Origin of the sequence: Zhouia amylolytica AD3, from assembly GCF_000511935.2 — a bacterium.
GTDB lineage: Bacteria > Bacteroidota > Bacteroidia > Flavobacteriales > Flavobacteriaceae > Zhouia > Zhouia amylolytica.
The window spans coordinates 136,793-153,490 of sequence record NZ_AYXY01000020.1; the positions used below are offsets into that span (position 1 = coordinate 136,793).

Here is a 16,698-nt window from a genome sequence, read left to right on the forward strand (position 1 = left end):
TATGTTGAATACAAACTCATTATAAAAACATGAAGGCCCGGCAAATTTTGCCGGGCCTTTTTTATTCAATCTATTATAATTAATTAACCATGAAAAAAATCTACCAAGGCTACATTGCTTCTTTCAATGGCCTTTCAAAAGAAGTATGGTGGTTGGCATTAATCACTTTGATAAATAGAGCCGGCACAATGGTAATTCCGTTTTTATCGCTATACCTAACCAAGAGTTTAAATTTTACCTTGGGTGATGTTGGGTGGATCATGACAGCATTCGGTTTGGGTTCAGTTGCAGGATCTTGGCTTGGAGGAAAATTAACAGACACCATTGGTTATTACAAAGTAATGGCAGGAAGCCTTATATTATCAAGTTTAATGTTTATTTCCTTGCAATTCTATCAATCGTTTTGGAGTATTTGCTTCGGAGTATTTATAACTATACTTGTTGCAGATGCTTTTAGACCTGCTATTTTCGTAGCATTGAATGCATATAGTAAACCAAAAAACAAAACAAGATCTTTAACACTTATCAGGTTGGCTATAAACCTTGGTTTTTCGGTTGGTCCTGCGGTAGGTGGTATTATCATTACTACCCTGGGATATGCAGGTTTGTTTTGGATAGATGGTATAACTTGCTTCTTTGCTGGAATTTTACTTCTATACATCCTGAACCCTAAAAAAGCCAGGATTATTGATGAAGTTAAGACTGTAGAAAATCCACAGTCTGCATACAAAGATTACCCTTACTGGATTTTCTTTTTTGCAATGGGTTTATTTGGGTTTATCTTTTTACAGTATTTTTCGACTGTTCCTATTTTTTATGAAAAAGTTCATGGGATGTCCGAAGACCAAATTGGTTTATTATTAGGAATGAATGGTTTTGTGATTTTTTTATTTGAAATGCCTTTAGTTAAATTTTTTGAAACCAAAACCTGGTCCAATATAGCCAATATGCTATTTGGAGCATTTTTAACAACCATTAGCATGCTACTACTCAATATGAGTGAGTGGATAGGGATTCTTGTGTTTGGGATGTTATTTATGACTCTAGGTGAAATGATTGCTTTTCCTTTTTCAAATGCCTTCGCTTTAAAAAGAGCTAAAAAAGGAAATGCCGGTGAATACATGGCACTATACAGTATTGCCTTTTCATTTTCCCATATATTCGGTCATAATTCAGGCTTGCAACTTATAGAAAAATATGGTTTTGAGACTACCTGGTATGTAATGACGGCACTTGGATTAGTCTGCTGCCTCTTACTTATTGTATTAAGAAAAAAAATAAAAGCTGAAGTGCGTACAGAGGAAGAGCGCACAAAAGAGGAGTACACAGAAGAAGAGTCCGTAGCAGAGGTCAAATCACTTTAAAACTCTTCTCCTCCCAGATATAGGCCGGTTTTCAACTACATTTGAAAGAATGATATGCGTCTTTGTTTCACCGTATTGAATTACCCGGTCTATAAATTCCTCTAAATGCTGCTGATCATAAAGAATAACCTCCATGATTATATTTTCAACGCCAGTTATTCTATAACAGTTTATTACCTCCTTATAACCCTTCACTACCTCTAAAAATGGTTTTAACCTGCCAGTAAACACCTTTAATGTAATAATAGCCTTTAGTCGGTGTCCTGTAGTTGTATGAGCTATATCTGCTCTATACCCCTTAATAACACCTAAATCCTCCATTTTTTTTATGCGTTCCGAAACTGCCGGAGATGAGAGTCCCACACGTCTACCTATTTCTGCATTTGTCAACCTCGCATTTTCTTGCAGTAACATAAGAATCGCCCAATTAACATCATCCTTTATCATTTAAATATAATTTTGAATTTTGATTTAAAAATTAAATCATATACATGATTTTACATTCAAATATAAGGCTAAAAATTACCAACTCGTAGTAATTTTGATTAAAAGAAGATTAATATGGCAGGTTACAACTCAAATAGCATTACTCAACATGAAATCTACAAAAAAGCCATTAATATTTTTGGTATCAGTAGAGCTATTGCCAGCTATGTAGGAGACGATCAATCCATTTTACATTTACACAATTCAGAGATCAAAAAGGACAACTACTCCGCTTACTTAGTTATGGAATCTATGTCTTTATCTCAAAAAATAATTAAACTTCATATCTCAAAAGAGTATTCAAGTAAAAGAAAACACATTAAATCTTTAGAAAAAGCTATATCAAAATTAAACAGTTATTGCGAATACTTAGAGTACAATTATTCTCAGGCTAAAGATTACATACACCTTTTAAGGCGTGAAATATCGCTTTTCTCTAAGGAAAAATTCAAATGGGAAAAAGAACTTCTGGAAAAATAATCAATACCTTGTTCTTAAATTATATTTGGTCAATAAATCATTATATTCGGTACTAATTCTTAACAGAGCGATTCCTTCTAAATTGTCTAATACAGCTACATCTTTATACCCTTTCTTCAGTAACTCTTCAAGATAATACAAGGCCATATCATATTTCCCTAATAGTGTTGATAGCTGTACCGTTTTCAAATAAGGTTCATTTTTATCAGGGGTAAGTAAAGTATAAAAAATATTTATGAACAATAAGCTTTCTGCCTGAGTCTCGGGTATTAATTGATTTTCATACATTTTCGCTAAACCACCCAACAAACCTTTTAATCGCTTAGCCATTTTTTGATTTTCAAGCTTCGGACTCTTTTCTAACTCATTAATTTTTTCAATCTCATCAGACCAATAAGTTAAATTCCTGGTATCGGCTAGCTCAATATCTCCGGGCAAAAATGAATAGTAATCCTCTCTATATAAGGTTTCTGCCTGATAAACCCTTCTATATTCACTCAATTGTGCTTTATACAACTTACTTCGTTTAATCTCCTTCATCTTATCCTTCAAAGAATCTACCTCTTTAAAAAACTTATAATTTTCAATTAAAGCCTCAAAGGCCTCATAACTATTTACTAGTTCACCTTTGTTATAGAGTTCATCTGCAAAATTAAAATCCTTTTGAAAACATCGTTCCAAAAGCGATTCATTTCTCGTGACCAACCCTTTTGCCATATATTTTACGGTAAGCGTTCTTAAAGCTTTTGAAATATATTCTTCATTTGGCCACTCATGCCCTCCATTAAAGAAAAAAAGTTCCGAATCGAAGTTCCGGGAATTCAAATAATAAATCCCATCAAGCATTTCTATGTAATTAAAATCTTCATCACCAATAAGTCCGATATACATAAAGGTATTTTTAACGGGCATATATTCACCCCCAATATCGAAAGAAGCCCCACAACCAATTACGGCGGAAATATTCTTTGCAAGAACGGCTGAAGAGGTAGCAAGTCTTGCTCCACCAGAAAAACCTGCAAAAACAATTCTATCGGGTGCCACAGAAAAAGAAGCATTCACATCATTCAACAACTTACTTATTTTCATAAAGTTTTCCTGATAACTGCCATTTTTAACAGTATTGGAAGCTATGACCACGTATCCATACTCTTCTGCACCAGCCGTGAACCTTTTAATGGCTTCTTGTCCATTTCCAGATGGATCAAAAACGTAAACCACAGGCCACCTTTTACTTTCATCATAAGCGGATGGAACATACGATGCGTAAGTTTCACTTGCATCAGCATTATTAATCCTAACAGAATCTTTGACTTCTCCTTTTATATATTTCGAAGACTGGGCATTACCTGCATAAAAGACTAAAAGCCATATTAAAAAGAATAGCTGTTTTTTCATGTATGAATACATTTTCTGTTTTTAAAGTTACATCAAATATTATTCCATCAAATAAATTGCATAAAATTTCTTATTAAAATAGTCAAGAATCATTAATTACACTAAACACAAAGAGGTTGTTTTAACAACCTCTTTGTCATCATATACATAATCATTTTTCTTTATTACATATTTCTTCGGTATTGCCCTCCTACCTCAAACAAGGCTTTTGTTATTTGACCGAGGGAACATATTTTAGTAGCCTCCATTAATTCTTCAAAAATATTTCTGTTGTTAACCGCTGCTTCCTGAACATTTTTCAGAGCATGATCTGCCTTATTCATTCTGGCTTTATGTAGATTCTCAAGCGTTTTAATCTGATCTCTTTTCTCTATTTCTGTAGCCCTTATAACCTCAGCTGGTGTTACCGTTGGGGATCCTTTTGAACTTAAAAAAGTATTTACTCCAATGATTGGATACTCTCCAGTGTGTTTAAGTGTCTCATAATAGAGGCTCTCTTCCTGTATCTTAGAACGTTGATACATGGTCTCCATCGCCCCAAGAACTCCTCCTCTTTCTGTTAGTCTATCAAACTCTGTTAAAACGGCTTCTTCAACCAGATCAGTTAGTTCTTCTATAATGAATGCCCCTTGTATAGGATTCTCATTTTTAGCCAATCCTAACTCTTTATTAATAATGAGCTGAATAGCCATTGCTCGTCTAACAGATGCCTCTGTAGGAGTAGTTATAGCCTCATCATAAGCATTAGTATGCAAAGAATTACAATTATCATAAATAGCATATAAGGCCTGAAGAGTTGTTCTTATATCATTAAAGTCTATTTCCTGAGCATGAAGTGATCTACCTGAAGTTTGAATGTGATATTTAAGCATCTGGGCTCGCTCGTTGGCCCCATATTTATACTTCAGGGCCTTAGACCATATTCTTCGGGCGACTCTACCAATAACTGCATATTCCGGATCAATACCATTGGAGAAAAAGAAGGATAAATTCGGACCAAACTTATTAATATCCATTCCTCGACTTAAATAATACTCCACATAAGTAAATCCATTTGCCAATGTGAAAGCCAACTGTGTTATTGGATTCGCTCCTGCCTCTGCTATATGATAACCTGAAATTGAAACTGAATAAAAATTCCGAACGTTCTGATCGATAAAGTACTCCTGAACATCTCCCATTAACCTTAAAGCAAATTCAGTAGAAAAAATACAGGTATTCTGAGCCTGATCTTCTTTTAAAATATCTGCCTGAACAGTCCCTCGAACTTTAGATAAAGTTTCGGTTTTAATTGAATTATAAACATCTAAAGGCAAAACTTCATCACCGGTAACTCCTAAAAGCATCAGTCCTAAACCATCATTCCCTTCCGGCAATTCTCCATTATAAACAGGTCTTTTAACCCCTTTTTCTTTATAAATTGATTCAATTTTAGTCTGAACCTCCTCTTCAAGGCCGTTTTCTAAAATATATTTCTCACAATTTTGATCAATGGCAGCATTCATAAAGAACCCTAACAACATCGGCGCAGGCCCGTTTATGGTCATACTAACTGAGGTTAAAGGGTGACTTAAGTCAAAACCTGAGTACAGTTTTTTCGCATCGTCCAGACAGCATATTGAGACCCCGGAATTACCAATCTTACCATAAATATCAGGTCGTAATCCCGGATCATTCCCATATAGTGTAACTGAGTCGAAAGCTGTTGATAGCCTTTTAGCTGGCATCCCTAAACTAACATAATGAAAACGCCTGTTGGTTCGTTCAGGACCTCCCTCTCCAGCAAACATTCTTGTTGGATCTTCCCCTGTTCTTTTAAAAGGATACAATCCAGAGGTATAAGGAAACTCTCCTGGCACATTCTCTTGTAAGACCCACTTTAACACATCTCCCCAAGCCGTATATTTCGGTAAGGCTACCTTGGGTATTGATGTATGAGAAAGTGACTCTGTATGTGTTTGAATCTTTATTTCCTTGCCTCTAACCTTAAATGAATAAATAGGATCTTTATAACGATTCACTTTTTCATACCAACCAACTATAACTTCCCAATTATATGGATCAAAATCCATTTTGGTTTTATTAAACTGTGCTATTAAAAGATTTACAAATCCCTTATCCTCTTCAATAGCTTCCTTCAAAATTGCTGTTTCATCTATACCGTTTTTGGTAATCCACTGATGTGAAGCCTTCTTGTCGATTACTGTACACAAGGTTCTGTAAATTCCGTATAATTTTTGTGCTACCTCTACTTGATCGCTTACGGTTTTATCATACCCTCTGTTATTCTCGGAAATTTCAGATAAATATCTAGTTCGATTTGGTGGTATTACAAAGATCTTTTCGGACATCTCCTTCGAGATTTCGAAAGTTGAAGTTAAATCAGCTTTCGTTTTCTCCACTATTTTATCCATAATAGCCTTATATAGCGTATTGGTACCTGGATCGTTAAACTGTGAAGCAATTGTACCAAAAACAGGCATGTCGTCAACTTTCACCTCCCATTGGTTGTGGTTTCGCTGATATTGTTTTTTAACATCTCTTAATGCATCCAGCGCCCCTCTTTTATCAAATTTATTTATAGCCACCAGATCGGCAAAATCTAACATATCAATTTTTTCTAACTGGGTAGCCGCTCCGAACTCAGGCGTCATCACATAGAGTGAAACATCAGAGTGATCAAGGATTTCGGTATCACTCTGTCCAATTCCAGAAGTCTCTAAAATAATTAAATCATATTTAGCCGCCTTTAGAATCTCTACAGCTTCTGCCACATGTTTGGACAAGGCCAAATTGGATTGACGAGTAGCCAAAGACCTCATGTAAACTCTAGAGTCATTAATGGCATTCATTCTAATCCTATCTCCTAAAAGAGCTCCTCCAGTTTTTCTTTTAGAGGGATCTACCGATATAATTCCTATCGTTTTATCCGGAAAGTCAAGCAAAAACCTTCTAACCAATTCATCTACCAACGAAGATTTACCTGCACCCCCAGTACCGGTAATACCCAGAACAGGAACATTAACACTTTCATTCCTTTTGTGAATCTCATCAATAAATCGTTGGGCTATTTCCGGAAAATTTTCTGCTGATGATATTAAACGCGCAATGGCTTGAGGCTCTTTATCTTTCAGTACTTCTAACTCTCCATCCAACTGATCACCGATTGGATAATCGGACTTTTCAATAAGATCATTAATCATGCCCTGCAATCCCATTTCCCGTCCATCATCAGGAGCATAAATTCTGGTAATTCCATACGACATTAATTCCTTAATCTCTTCTGGCAGAATTACTCCACCACCTCCTCCAAAAATTTTAATATGACCCGCTCCTTTTTCTTGAAGCAAATCATACATATACTTAAAATATTCATTATGTCCACCTTGATAGGAGGTCATTGCGATGGCATTTGCATCTTCCTGAATAGCTGTATTAACAACTTCCTCAACACTTCTGTCATGTCCGAGATGAATTACCTCAACTCCAGTAGCCTGAATAATCCTTCTCATCACATTAATTGCAGCGTCGTGGCCGTCGAAAAGTGAAGCAGCAGTAACAATCCGTATTTTGTTCTTTGGTTGATATGGTTTTTTAGTGTGTGTCATGTGTGTTATGATAAGTTTTAATCGTTGCAATTTACGTAAAATGCAAAAAACTAACCTCTTATTTAAGGTTTGATAAGGGCGTTTCCAGATAATCAATACTTAACATGGTATACTGTCAGTTTTATTTATCTTTGATCCACTCGAAAATAAAAACCCTTAAATCTTATGAAAAAGCTAATTGCTTTATTTTTAATTATCACCACTTATAGCTGTTCAGAGTTACAGCAAGTAGTTAATCAATTACCTGGCGCTGGACTAAGTAACGATCAAATAGCCACGGGTCTTAAGGAGGCTCTGGACCAAGGCATTGATAAACAGGTTTCTAAACTCACTCAAGAAGATGGGTTTTACAAAAATGATTTAGTAAAAATCATATTACCAGAAGAATTACAAAAGGTTGACAAAACCCTTAGAAAGATTGGCTTATCGAGTCTGGCAGATGAGGGGTTAAAGGTTTTAAATAGAGCAGCTGAAAATGCTGTGAAGGAAGGAACCCCTATATTCGCCAATGCGGTAAAGGAAATGACCTTTAATGATGCGAAAAATATTTTAATGGGACCCGATAATGCAGCCACGCTTTATTTAGAGGAGAAAACCAGCAATGAATTATACAGCAAATTTAATCCGGTAATAAAAAGTTCACTGGATAATGTCGGAGCTACTCAAATATGGAGTACGATTATTAAAAAATATAACGCGCTACCCCTTACGGTTCCTGTGAATACTGATCTACCTGATTATGTTACCGGTGAAACTATGCAAGGTGTTTTCACTATGATCGCCTTTGAAGAAAATAAAATTAGAAATAACATTTCTTCGAGATCCACAGCTTTACTACAACAAGTATTTGCCTTACAAGATTAATCATATTGTATCTTATAATGACTATCAAAGACGGGTTCTAATGAATACTGTCTTTGATAGTTTACCTATAATGTTGCCTTAGCTCATACATGGGTTATTCATACCTTATCCATACTTTATCTATACTCTATCTATACTGTTGCACCGGGCCTAGACAACTTTAAATTGGCAGGTAATATTCTTTTAGCAGGTAATTAACTTGTCTTTTATATATAATTCCTGACTTACTTCTTATCTGTAATGAACTACCTGTCAGCGTGCTATTCAAACATCAGTTTTGAATATTATTCTCTATAGCAGTTATATTTAGTTTGTGGAAAAATCAGAACAGAAAATAATAATTACTAGAAAAATGAATCTTTTTCGGATATCTATACAATATAATTAAAAATCTGCCGTTGGATATTTCATACAGTTTTAACAATTTAAATACTGGTGTTTGTATTCGAATATTTTAATACATAACTAACGAATAATTAACATCAATTTAGATTTAAAAGAAGATCTTTGCAAGTAAATAATTTGTTCTCACATTTATAATTATTTAGAGTTAGCTAGTTTAGAAAAGGGTGCAATGCACCCTTTTTTATTTATATAATCTCTAATTGCTTTCGTAATTCCAGGAAATAATCAAAAGCGCTTTTCAGCCTTGATCCATACCAAGAGAAATATTCTCCATCAACCAATTTAACTTTTGATTTTGGAAACATTTCTTTGACGGTCGCCATATGTTCTTTTTTAAAGGGAAATGGTTCTGAGGAAAGAAAAACCACATCCGGAGTTTCAAAGTTTTCAAGATCTTCTTTCCTTATTTCCGGATATCTTACAAGTCCGGAAAATACATTTTTATAATTATTCATCTCTAAAAGATGATTTATAAAAGTATTGTCAGCTGCTACCATCCAAGGGTCCTTCCATATAAAATACCCTACTTTAACCGGAGGCTGCTCTAAGGCATAAGTGGTGAATTGTTTATGCTTTTCTCTTATTTCCTGTATTAGTTTCTGAGCTACCACATCGCAGTTGAAAATTTCACCGTATTGTCTCATTAGTGATAAGCTATCTGATAAGGTATTGATATCAGATACATGAACAGGGGCTATCTTCATTAACTCCTCAACCATTTCTTTGGTATTCTCTTCCTTATTGCAGCATATAATATCGGGCTTAAGATCGGCGATTTTTTTAACCCGAACTTGCTTGGTTCCCCCTACAATCGTATTACTTTTTTTAAAATCTTTTGGATGTACACAAAACTTTGTAAGTCCGATAATTTGGTCTCCCAAACCAAGATCATACAATAGTTCGGTTTGGGAAGGTACTAAGGAAACAATTCTTTTCGGGCTCCCTTTAAGATAAATAAATCGATCTAACTGATCTTTAAATACCTGCATCGGTCATGATGTCTTTCATTTGTTGCTGAAGTTTTTCAGCTTCTATACAAGCTGCCTGAGCAAAATCTTCTCCATTGGAAGCATAAATAACTCCTCTGGAAGAATTTACCAGCAAACCGACCTCATTAGTCATACCATATTTACACACCTCAGACAAACTACCTCCCTGAGCGCCAACTCCGGGAACTAACAAGAAACTATTGGGAACAATTTTTCTGATATCCCCAAGATATTCTGCTTTGGTTGCGCCCACAACATACATTAAATTTTCACTATTCTTCCATTCTTTTGAAGTTTCCAACACCCGTTTGTACAATGTAACCCCATCGACTTCTTTAGTCTGAAAATCAAAAGCGCCCTGGTTTGATGTTAGTGCCAACAAGATGGTGTGTTTATCCTCAAAACTCAAAAACGGTTCTACAGAGTCCTTGCCCATATAGGGTGCTACTGTAACACTGTCAAAATTCATATCTTCAAAGAATGCTTTGGCATACATTGTAGAGGTATTTCCAATATCACCCCTTTTTGCATCAGCAATCGTAAATACTTCTGGATAGGCATCATTGATATACTCAATGGTCTTTTTTAAGGACTTCCACCCATCGATTCCATATGCCTCATAGAAGGCAGTGTTAGGCTTATAAGCAACTGTTACATGATGTGTAGCATCTACAATAGCTTTATTAAATTCAAAGATCGGATCTTCAGTCGCCAATAAATGTTTAGGGATTTTATTCAGATCTACATCCAGCCCAACAGTTAAAAAGGATTTTTTATGCTTAATTTGCTCTACAAGTTGCTCGGTTGTCATTCAAAAAATATTATAAAAAAACCTTGAATTTACTCAAGGTTTGTGTATTTAAAAAACGTCTGATTCTTTTAATTTTTCGGTGTTTTCCACCAACTGAAGTTCATCAATAAACTTCTGTATGTCTCCATCCATTATTTTGGAAAGATCGTATAGTGTTAGTCCAATTCTATGATCGGTTACCCTACCCTGCGGATAATTATACGTTCTAATCTTGGCACTTCGGTCACCACTAGAAACCATACTTTTACGCTTGGCAGAATCTGCTTCCATTTTCTTTTGAAGCTCTCTTTCATATAAACGTGAACGCAACACTTTAGTCGCCTTTTCTAAGTTCTTATGTTGAGATTTCTCATCCTGACAACTCACGATAATACCTGTTGGTTCGTGATGCAACTTAATTGCCGAATAGGTAGTGTTTACACTCTGACCTCCAGGACCAGTTGAGGTTGTTCTTTCAATTCGAACATCACTCATATTCAATTCAACATCAAACTCTTCAGCTTCAGGTAAAACCATTACGGTAGCCGCACTTGTGTGAACCCGACCCTGCGTTTCTGTTTGCGGCACCCTTTGCACACGATGAACCCCAGCTTCGAATTTCATAGTACCGTAAACATCTTCACCATTTACTTCAAAAATAACCTCCTTGAAGCCTCCTGAAGTACCCTCGTTGAAATCAACCACATTTACACTCCAACCTTTACTTTGACAATACTTAGTGTACATCCTATGAAGGTCACCTGCAAAAATAGATGCTTCATCACCACCTGTTCCTGCTCGTATTTCAATTACAGCATTCTTTGCATCTTCGGGATCTTTCGGAATAAGCATGTATTTTATTTCTTCCTCTAATTGAGGAAGTTTTTCCTTGGCTTCTTCCATTTGCATTTTGGCCATCTCCACCATTTCATCATCGCTACCATCTTCAATTATTTCATTGGCTTCCTCGATGTTTCCGGTAAGGAGAATATACTCTTCACGTTTATCAACAATTTCTTTAAGGTCTTTGTACTCCTTATTTAACTGTATATAACGTTTTTGATCTGCAATGATATCTGGCTGAATAATAAGGTCCGAAACCTCATCAAATCTCTGTTTAACTATATTTAATCTATCTAACATAAAAGCAATTCTAAATGCCCAGCAAAAGTACAATTTTTTAAGAACATATTACGGACTGGGTTCCATATGAAATATAAACAAAAATGAAAAATGTTTAAAATATCCACTTTTAAATAAGACATTCTTTTAAATTTATAATATGAACCGAACAGCTGTTATATTTCTATTTTATCAAAAATTTATAATATCATCGTTAATAATCAACCTTTTCATGCTATGGAGCAATTCGAGTTCACTACAAATTATTGGATTAAAAGCTTTATTAATTTGTCTCTTATGGTTCTTTTACACAAAAACCACGCTTAAAAAAAAGCTTGTTTTTTACCTTAACCTGGGTGTAGGAGTTCGCTATTTATTTGTATTCGTTTTCGCGATAGAAATCATCCTCACCTTCATTTGCAAAAGTCTTTACAACTTATTCATATGATTCTTGAAGCGGACAACATAGAACTAAGCTTTGAGAACCTTGAAGTCCTCAAAGGCATTTACATTAAAATTGAAAAAGGGAAGATTACCGGATTACTGGGAAACAATGGTTCCGGAAAAAGCAGCTTATTAGCTGTGCTATTTGGATATTTGAGTCCGGAGAGAAAACTAATCAGAATAAATAAAAAACCACACCTAAGGCCACTTTATAGTAAGAACCAGGCAAAATACCTGCCCCAGCACCATTTTATGCCGGATGACCTTAAAGTCTATAGGGCTTTTAAACTATTCAATGTCGACTGGAATAAGTTCGTCACTCTTTTTCCTCTGCTAGAAAAGCACAAAACAGACACCTTCAAGTTATTATCCGGAGGTGAAAAAAGAATTATTGAAGTCTACCTGATTATTAAAAGCAAAACAAACTTTGTGTTTTTAGATGAGCCATTCTCACATATCACCCCTGTTTATATTGAAACTTTAATTGACATTATTCATCAAGAGAAGAAAAATAAAGGGATTCTAATTACAGATCATATGTATGCACATATTGTCAATACTTCTGATTTTATTTTCCTGATAAAAAATGGTTGTTCGATTCCTATAAACCAATTAACTCAACTGGAAGACTATAATTACGTAAATAAACTATAGACATAAAAAACCTCTCTTTAAAAGAGAGGTTTTTTTATAGTATTGAAAACAAAAATTATCCGCATTTAGAGGACCCACAATCCTTGCATGTCAGGCAACCTTCCTGATAAATTAAGTTCTTGCCACCACAATTGGTACATTTCTGTCCATTAATTTCGGTTCCATCGGGAACGTACCTTTTCAATGCTCTTGCTACACCATTCTTCCAGGTTGTAATAGACTCACTATCTAATTGCAGACTATTTATTAAATCTACCACTTTTTCAATAGGCATACCATGTCGAAGTGTACTTGAAATTAATTTAGCGTAGTTCCAGTATTCGGGGTCAAATTTTTGAGACAACCCTTCAATGGTAGTTTTATATCCTCTTTTATTTTGATACTGAAAATCATAACGAGAATTTCCCTTTTCATCTCTATTTTTAATTATGAGACCGGTTTCTACCCATCTAGGTATGTGAATACCATCTTCATCATCTGCTAAACCGGTAAAAATCTCATATGGCTTTTCATCTATCAACCCAATAAATGCTATCCATTTCTCTTTATTATTTTGGAAGCGAACGACATCTGCTTCTAATGTTTTAGGCCTGTCAGTTGGAAAATGAGTCAAGGTATCTTGTTCATCATCCTTCTTTTCTTCGTTAGAAATCAACACTCCTGACCTCGATCCATCACGATAAACCGTCACCCCTTTACATCCAGACTTCCAAGCTTCTAAATATAGTTTACCCACGAGTTCTTCTGAAACATCGTTCGGCATATTAATAGTTACGCTTATGGAATGATCTACCCATTTTTGAACCGCTCCTTGCAAGTGTACCTTACTCAACCAGTCTACATCGTTAGAAGTCGCTTTATAGTATGGAGATTTTTTTACTAATTCATCCAATTCCACTTGCGTATAATTCTTCTCTGTACTGTATCCGTTTACAGTCATCCACTCCTTAAATCGATGATGAAAAACGGTATACTCCTCCCAAGAGTCTCCTACTTCATCCACAAAGTCAACCCGGGCATCTTTATCATTAGGATTTACTTTTCTTCTTCTTTTGTATACAGGCAAAAATACGGGCTCAATTCCCGATGATGTCTGGGTCATTAAACTTGTGGTACCTGTCGGTGCTATGGTCAGTAGCGCTATATTTCGTCTTCCATGCTCCAACATTTCATAATACAGTTTATCGTCTGCCTCCTTTAAACGAAGAATGAATGGATTATTCTTTTCTCTTTCCGAATTAAAAATACTGAAGGCCCCGCGCTCTTTTGCCGTATTCACCGAAGCCCTGTATGCCTCCAGTGCAATCGTCTTATGAACTTTAACTGAAAAGTTTACAGCCTCATCACTTCCGTACTGCATCCCCAGTGCTGCAAGCATATCTCCTTCTGCAGTGATACCAATTCCTGTTCTTCTACCCTCCATGGCCTTGGTTCTAATATTCAGCCACAAATTACGCTCCACTAATTTAACTTCATCAGTTTCCGGATCTGCATCGATTTTAGCAAGTATAGCATCTATTTTTTCCAACTCAAGATCGATTATGTCATCCATTATACGTTGGGCAAACGCCACATGCTTCGCAAAGAGTTCAAAATTAAACTTCGCTTCTTTAGTGAACTGCTTCTCTACGTAAGAGAACAAATTAATAGCTAACAATCGACAAGAATCGTAAGGACACAATGGAATCTCGCCACACGGATTCGTTGAAACTGTATTATAGCCTAAATCTGCATAACAATCAGGCACTGATTCACGAATGATGGTATCCCAAAACAAAATACCTGGTTCGGCAGACTTCCATGCATTGTGCACTATTTTATCCCAAAGAACTTTTGCTTTAATATCTACTGTTGCCTTTGGGTTATCACTATAAACCGGGAATTTCTGAGTATAAATACTATCTGATTCGACGGCTCGCATAAATTCATCATCAATACGGACAGAAACATTGGCACCAGTTACTTTACCTTGCTCCATTTTAGCATCGATAAAATCTTCGGCATCCGGATGGTTTATAGCCACTGACAACATCAAAGCACCTCTTCTTCCGTCTTGAGCCACCTCCCTTGTAGAGTTCGAAAAACGCTCCATAAAAGGCACTAACCCTGTAGATGTTAATGCTGAGTTTTTAACAGGAGAGCCTTTCGGGCGTATATGAGACAGATCATGACCAACACCTCCACGACGTTTCATTAATTGAACTTGCTCCTGATCGATCTTCATAATTCCCCCATAAGAATCAGACATCCCTTCATTACCAATAACGAAACAATTGGACAGAGAAGCTATTTGAAAAGGATTACCGATTCCTGCCATGGGACTACCCTGAGGAACTATATATTTAAAACCTTTAATAAGCTCATAAACTTCATCTTCAGACATGGGGTTCGGATATTTCACCTCAATTCTGGCGATTTCCTTAGCAATTCTTCTATGCATTTCATCAGGGGTCAATTCGTAAATATTCCCCTGAGAATCTTTTAAGGCGTATTTGTTAACCCAGACACGAGCAGCCAGGTCATCACCATTAAAGTATTTTAACGAAGCCTGATAAGCTTCTTCTTGAGAATAGGTCTTACTTGGCAAAGCTGCCTTTGTCACTTTCATAGCATTAGGTTTTAGGTGAGACTAATTTGATTTACACACTATAAAAGTAAACAAAAAATAAAACTAAATCATGACAAATATCATAAAGTGAACAAATTAAAGAACTTAAATATCTGATTAACAGTGTTTTGTAAATTTATAAACATCGAAAAGTTTACAAGTTTTTAAATTTTTTGTAAAATTTAATTAAAATAAATTCATAAAAAAAGACACTGCATCACACTGTGTCTTTACATATAACGCTTCCAATTATATTCTAATACTCAAAGGTACCGTATACAGATTTAATAGTCAACTTCTTTTTATCAGAAGCTTCAACCTTACCTACAATCTTTGCATCTACATTAAAAGATTCAGAAATACTTATGATATCCGAAGCAATTGACTCATCAACATAAAGCTCCATTCTATGTCCACAATTAAAAACCTGATACATTTCTTTCCAATCTGTCTTAGACTGCTCTTGAATTAATTTAAACAAAGGCGGCACATCAAACATATTATCTTTTACGATATGGAGGTTGTCAATAAAATGGAGTATTTTGGTTTGAGCTCCACCACTACAATGAATCATCCCATGAATATCATTTGCATTATATTTTGACAAAACCTTTTTAATTATAGGGGCATAGGTACGGGTTGGCGACAACACCAATTTCCCTGCATCGACAGGCGCACCCTCTACATCATCGGTCAATTTAACGTTACCGGAATACACCAATTCTTCTGGTACCGCTGCATCAAAACTTTCCGGGTATTTCCCTACCAAGTATTTATTAAAAACATCATGACGAGCAGAGGTTAACCCATTAGACCCCATACCGCCATTGTATTCTTTTTCATAAGACGCCATACCATAAGAGGCCAAGCCTACAATAACATCACCTTCCTTGATATTAGCATTATCTATAACATTATCACGCTTCATTCTTGCAGTCACGGTAGAATCTACAATAATAGTCCTAACCAAATCACCTACATCAGCCGTCTCACCACCTGTTGAATGAATCTCAACACCGAAGCCTTTCAATTCTTCAATCAACTCCTCTGTACCATTAATAATTGCTGAAATAACTTCGCCGGGAATCAGGTTCTTATTTCTACCTATGGTTGAAGAAAGCAGGATATTATCAACAGCCCCTACACACAGCAAATCATCTATATTCATTATTAGCGCATCTTGAGCTATCCCTTTCCAAACAGAAACATCCCCTGTTTCCTTCCAGTACATGTACGCTAGCGAACTTTTGGTCCCAGCCCCGTCCGCATGCATAATCAAACAATATTCGTCATCACCTGTCAAATAATCTGGCACTATTTTACAAAAAGCCTTAGGAAAGAGCCCTTTGTCTACATTTTTAATAGCGTTATGCACATCCTCTTTGGATGCCGAAACTCCTCTTTGACTATATCTTTTACTTATATCCGAACCCATAATTATATTGTTTGCACAAAAGTACATATTAAAAAAAAGCACGCAAACAAA

General features: G+C 35.7%; 12 protein-coding genes. 4 read left to right on the forward strand and 8 right to left on the reverse strand.

Features of this window, described 5'->3' with window-relative positions:
• The first annotated feature begins 89 nt into the window (after positions 1 to 89).
• Positions 90 to 1,364, forward strand: coding sequence for an MDR family MFS transporter (locus P278_RS09615; RefSeq protein ID WP_051413505.1), 1,275 nt, complete (start codon positions 90 to 92; stop codon positions 1,362 to 1,364).
• On the opposite strand, the gene P278_RS09620 is transcribed toward P278_RS09615, so the two are convergent.
• Positions 1,356 to 1,811, reverse strand: a complete 456-nt coding sequence (locus tag P278_RS09620) for an Lrp/AsnC family transcriptional regulator (protein WP_038265863.1) — start codon at positions 1,809 to 1,811, stop codon at positions 1,356 to 1,358. The two genes, P278_RS09615 and P278_RS09620, sit on opposite strands and share 9 nt — an antisense overlap.
• Before the next feature lie 114 nt (positions 1,812 to 1,925).
• Here P278_RS09620 and P278_RS09625 point away from each other — a divergent pair, with 114 nt between their 5' ends.
• Positions 1,926 to 2,330 carry a hypothetical protein gene (locus P278_RS09625; RefSeq protein ID WP_038265866.1) on the forward strand — a complete coding sequence of 135 codons (405 nt, stop codon included), beginning with the start codon at positions 1,926 to 1,928 and terminating at the stop codon, positions 2,328 to 2,330.
• Here the strand turns inward: P278_RS09625 and P278_RS09630 are convergent, their stop codons facing one another.
• Together P278_RS09630 and P278_RS09635 are read right to left on the reverse strand one after the other, a co-directional pair.
• Positions 2,331 to 3,728: an alpha/beta hydrolase gene (locus P278_RS09630; protein WP_038265869.1), complete on the reverse strand. Its 1,398-nt coding sequence runs from the start codon at positions 3,726 to 3,728 to the stop codon at positions 2,331 to 2,333.
• A 164-nt stretch (positions 3,729 to 3,892) separates the two neighbouring features.
• Positions 3,893 to 7,336, reverse strand: coding sequence for a methylmalonyl-CoA mutase family protein (locus P278_RS09635; RefSeq protein WP_038265872.1), 3,444 nt, complete (start codon positions 7,334 to 7,336; stop codon positions 3,893 to 3,895).
• A 165-nt stretch (positions 7,337 to 7,501) separates the two neighbouring features.
• Between P278_RS09635 and P278_RS09640 the strand changes: the two genes are divergently transcribed.
• A complete protein-coding gene (locus P278_RS09640) occupies positions 7,502 to 8,200 on the forward strand; it encodes a DUF4197 domain-containing protein (RefSeq protein ID WP_038265875.1) in 699 nt (232 codons plus the stop codon).
• A gap of 590 nt (positions 8,201 to 8,790) precedes the next feature.
• On the opposite strand, the gene P278_RS09645 is transcribed toward P278_RS09640, so the two are convergent.
• From P278_RS09645 to prfA, 3 genes are read right to left on the reverse strand one after another with little or no spacing between them, the layout of a single operon-like run.
• Positions 8,791 to 9,594, reverse strand: coding sequence for an ABC transporter substrate-binding protein (locus P278_RS09645; RefSeq protein ID WP_038265877.1), 804 nt, complete (start codon positions 9,592 to 9,594; stop codon positions 8,791 to 8,793).
• Positions 9,581 to 10,405, reverse strand: a complete 825-nt coding sequence (gene pyrF / locus P278_RS09650; RefSeq protein WP_038265878.1) for an orotidine-5'-phosphate decarboxylase — start codon at positions 10,403 to 10,405, stop codon at positions 9,581 to 9,583. The genes P278_RS09645 and pyrF overlap by 14 nt, the downstream gene beginning before the upstream one ends.
• A 48-nt stretch (positions 10,406 to 10,453) precedes the next feature.
• The gene (prfA, locus tag P278_RS09655; RefSeq protein ID WP_038265881.1) at positions 10,454 to 11,527 is read right to left on the reverse strand and encodes a peptide chain release factor 1; all 1,074 of its coding nucleotides are present in this window, start codon (positions 11,525 to 11,527) and stop codon (positions 10,454 to 10,456) included.
• A 423-nt stretch (positions 11,528 to 11,950) separates the two neighbouring features.
• Here prfA and P278_RS09665 point away from each other — a divergent pair, with 423 nt between their 5' ends.
• Positions 11,951 to 12,604, forward strand: a complete 654-nt coding sequence (locus tag P278_RS09665) for an ATP-binding cassette domain-containing protein (protein WP_038265887.1) — start codon at positions 11,951 to 11,953, stop codon at positions 12,602 to 12,604.
• 55 nt (positions 12,605 to 12,659) lie between these two features.
• Here P278_RS09665 and P278_RS09670 read toward each other — a convergent pair whose 3' ends face one another.
• Together P278_RS09670 and P278_RS09675 are read right to left on the reverse strand one after the other, a co-directional pair.
• Entirely contained in the window at positions 12,660 to 15,212 is a 2,553-nt protein-coding gene (locus tag P278_RS09670) for an adenosylcobalamin-dependent ribonucleoside-diphosphate reductase (protein ID WP_038265889.1), read from the reverse strand.
• 256 nt (positions 15,213 to 15,468) lie between these two features.
• A complete protein-coding gene (locus P278_RS09675) occupies positions 15,469 to 16,647 on the reverse strand; it encodes an AIR synthase related protein (protein WP_038265893.1) in 1,179 nt (392 codons plus the stop codon).
• Positions 16,648 to 16,698 lie beyond the last annotated feature (51 nt).

Excerpts from the sequence above, each read along its gene's own strand:
- P278_RS09675 (WP_038265893.1), bottom strand. The coding sequence starts at position 16,647 with ATGGGTTCGGATATAAGTAAAAGATATAGTCAAAGAGGAGTTTCGGCA.
- pyrF (WP_038265878.1), bottom strand. The coding sequence starts at position 10,405 with ATGACAACCGAGCAACTTGTAGAGCAAATTAAGCATAAAAAATCCTTT.
- P278_RS09615 (WP_051413505.1), top strand. The coding sequence starts at position 90 with ATGAAAAAAATCTACCAAGGCTACATTGCTTCTTTCAATGGCCTTTCA.
- P278_RS09625 (WP_038265866.1), top strand. The coding sequence starts at position 1,926 with ATGGCAGGTTACAACTCAAATAGCATTACTCAACATGAAATCTACAAA.
- P278_RS09635 (WP_038265872.1), bottom strand. The coding sequence starts at position 7,336 with ATGACACACACTAAAAAACCATATCAACCAAAGAACAAAATACGGATT.
- prfA (WP_038265881.1), bottom strand. The coding sequence starts at position 11,527 with ATGTTAGATAGATTAAATATAGTTAAACAGAGATTTGATGAGGTTTCG.
- P278_RS09630 (WP_038265869.1), bottom strand. The coding sequence starts at position 3,728 with ATGAAAAAACAGCTATTCTTTTTAATATGGCTTTTAGTCTTTTATGCA.
- P278_RS09645 (WP_038265877.1), bottom strand. The coding sequence starts at position 9,594 with ATGCAGGTATTTAAAGATCAGTTAGATCGATTTATTTATCTTAAAGGG.
- P278_RS09665 (WP_038265887.1), top strand. The coding sequence starts at position 11,951 with ATGATTCTTGAAGCGGACAACATAGAACTAAGCTTTGAGAACCTTGAA.
- P278_RS09620 (WP_038265863.1), bottom strand. The coding sequence starts at position 1,811 with ATGATAAAGGATGATGTTAATTGGGCGATTCTTATGTTACTGCAAGAA.
- P278_RS09670 (WP_038265889.1), bottom strand. The coding sequence starts at position 15,212 with ATGAAAGTGACAAAGGCAGCTTTGCCAAGTAAGACCTATTCTCAAGAA.
- P278_RS09640 (WP_038265875.1), top strand. The coding sequence starts at position 7,502 with ATGAAAAAGCTAATTGCTTTATTTTTAATTATCACCACTTATAGCTGT.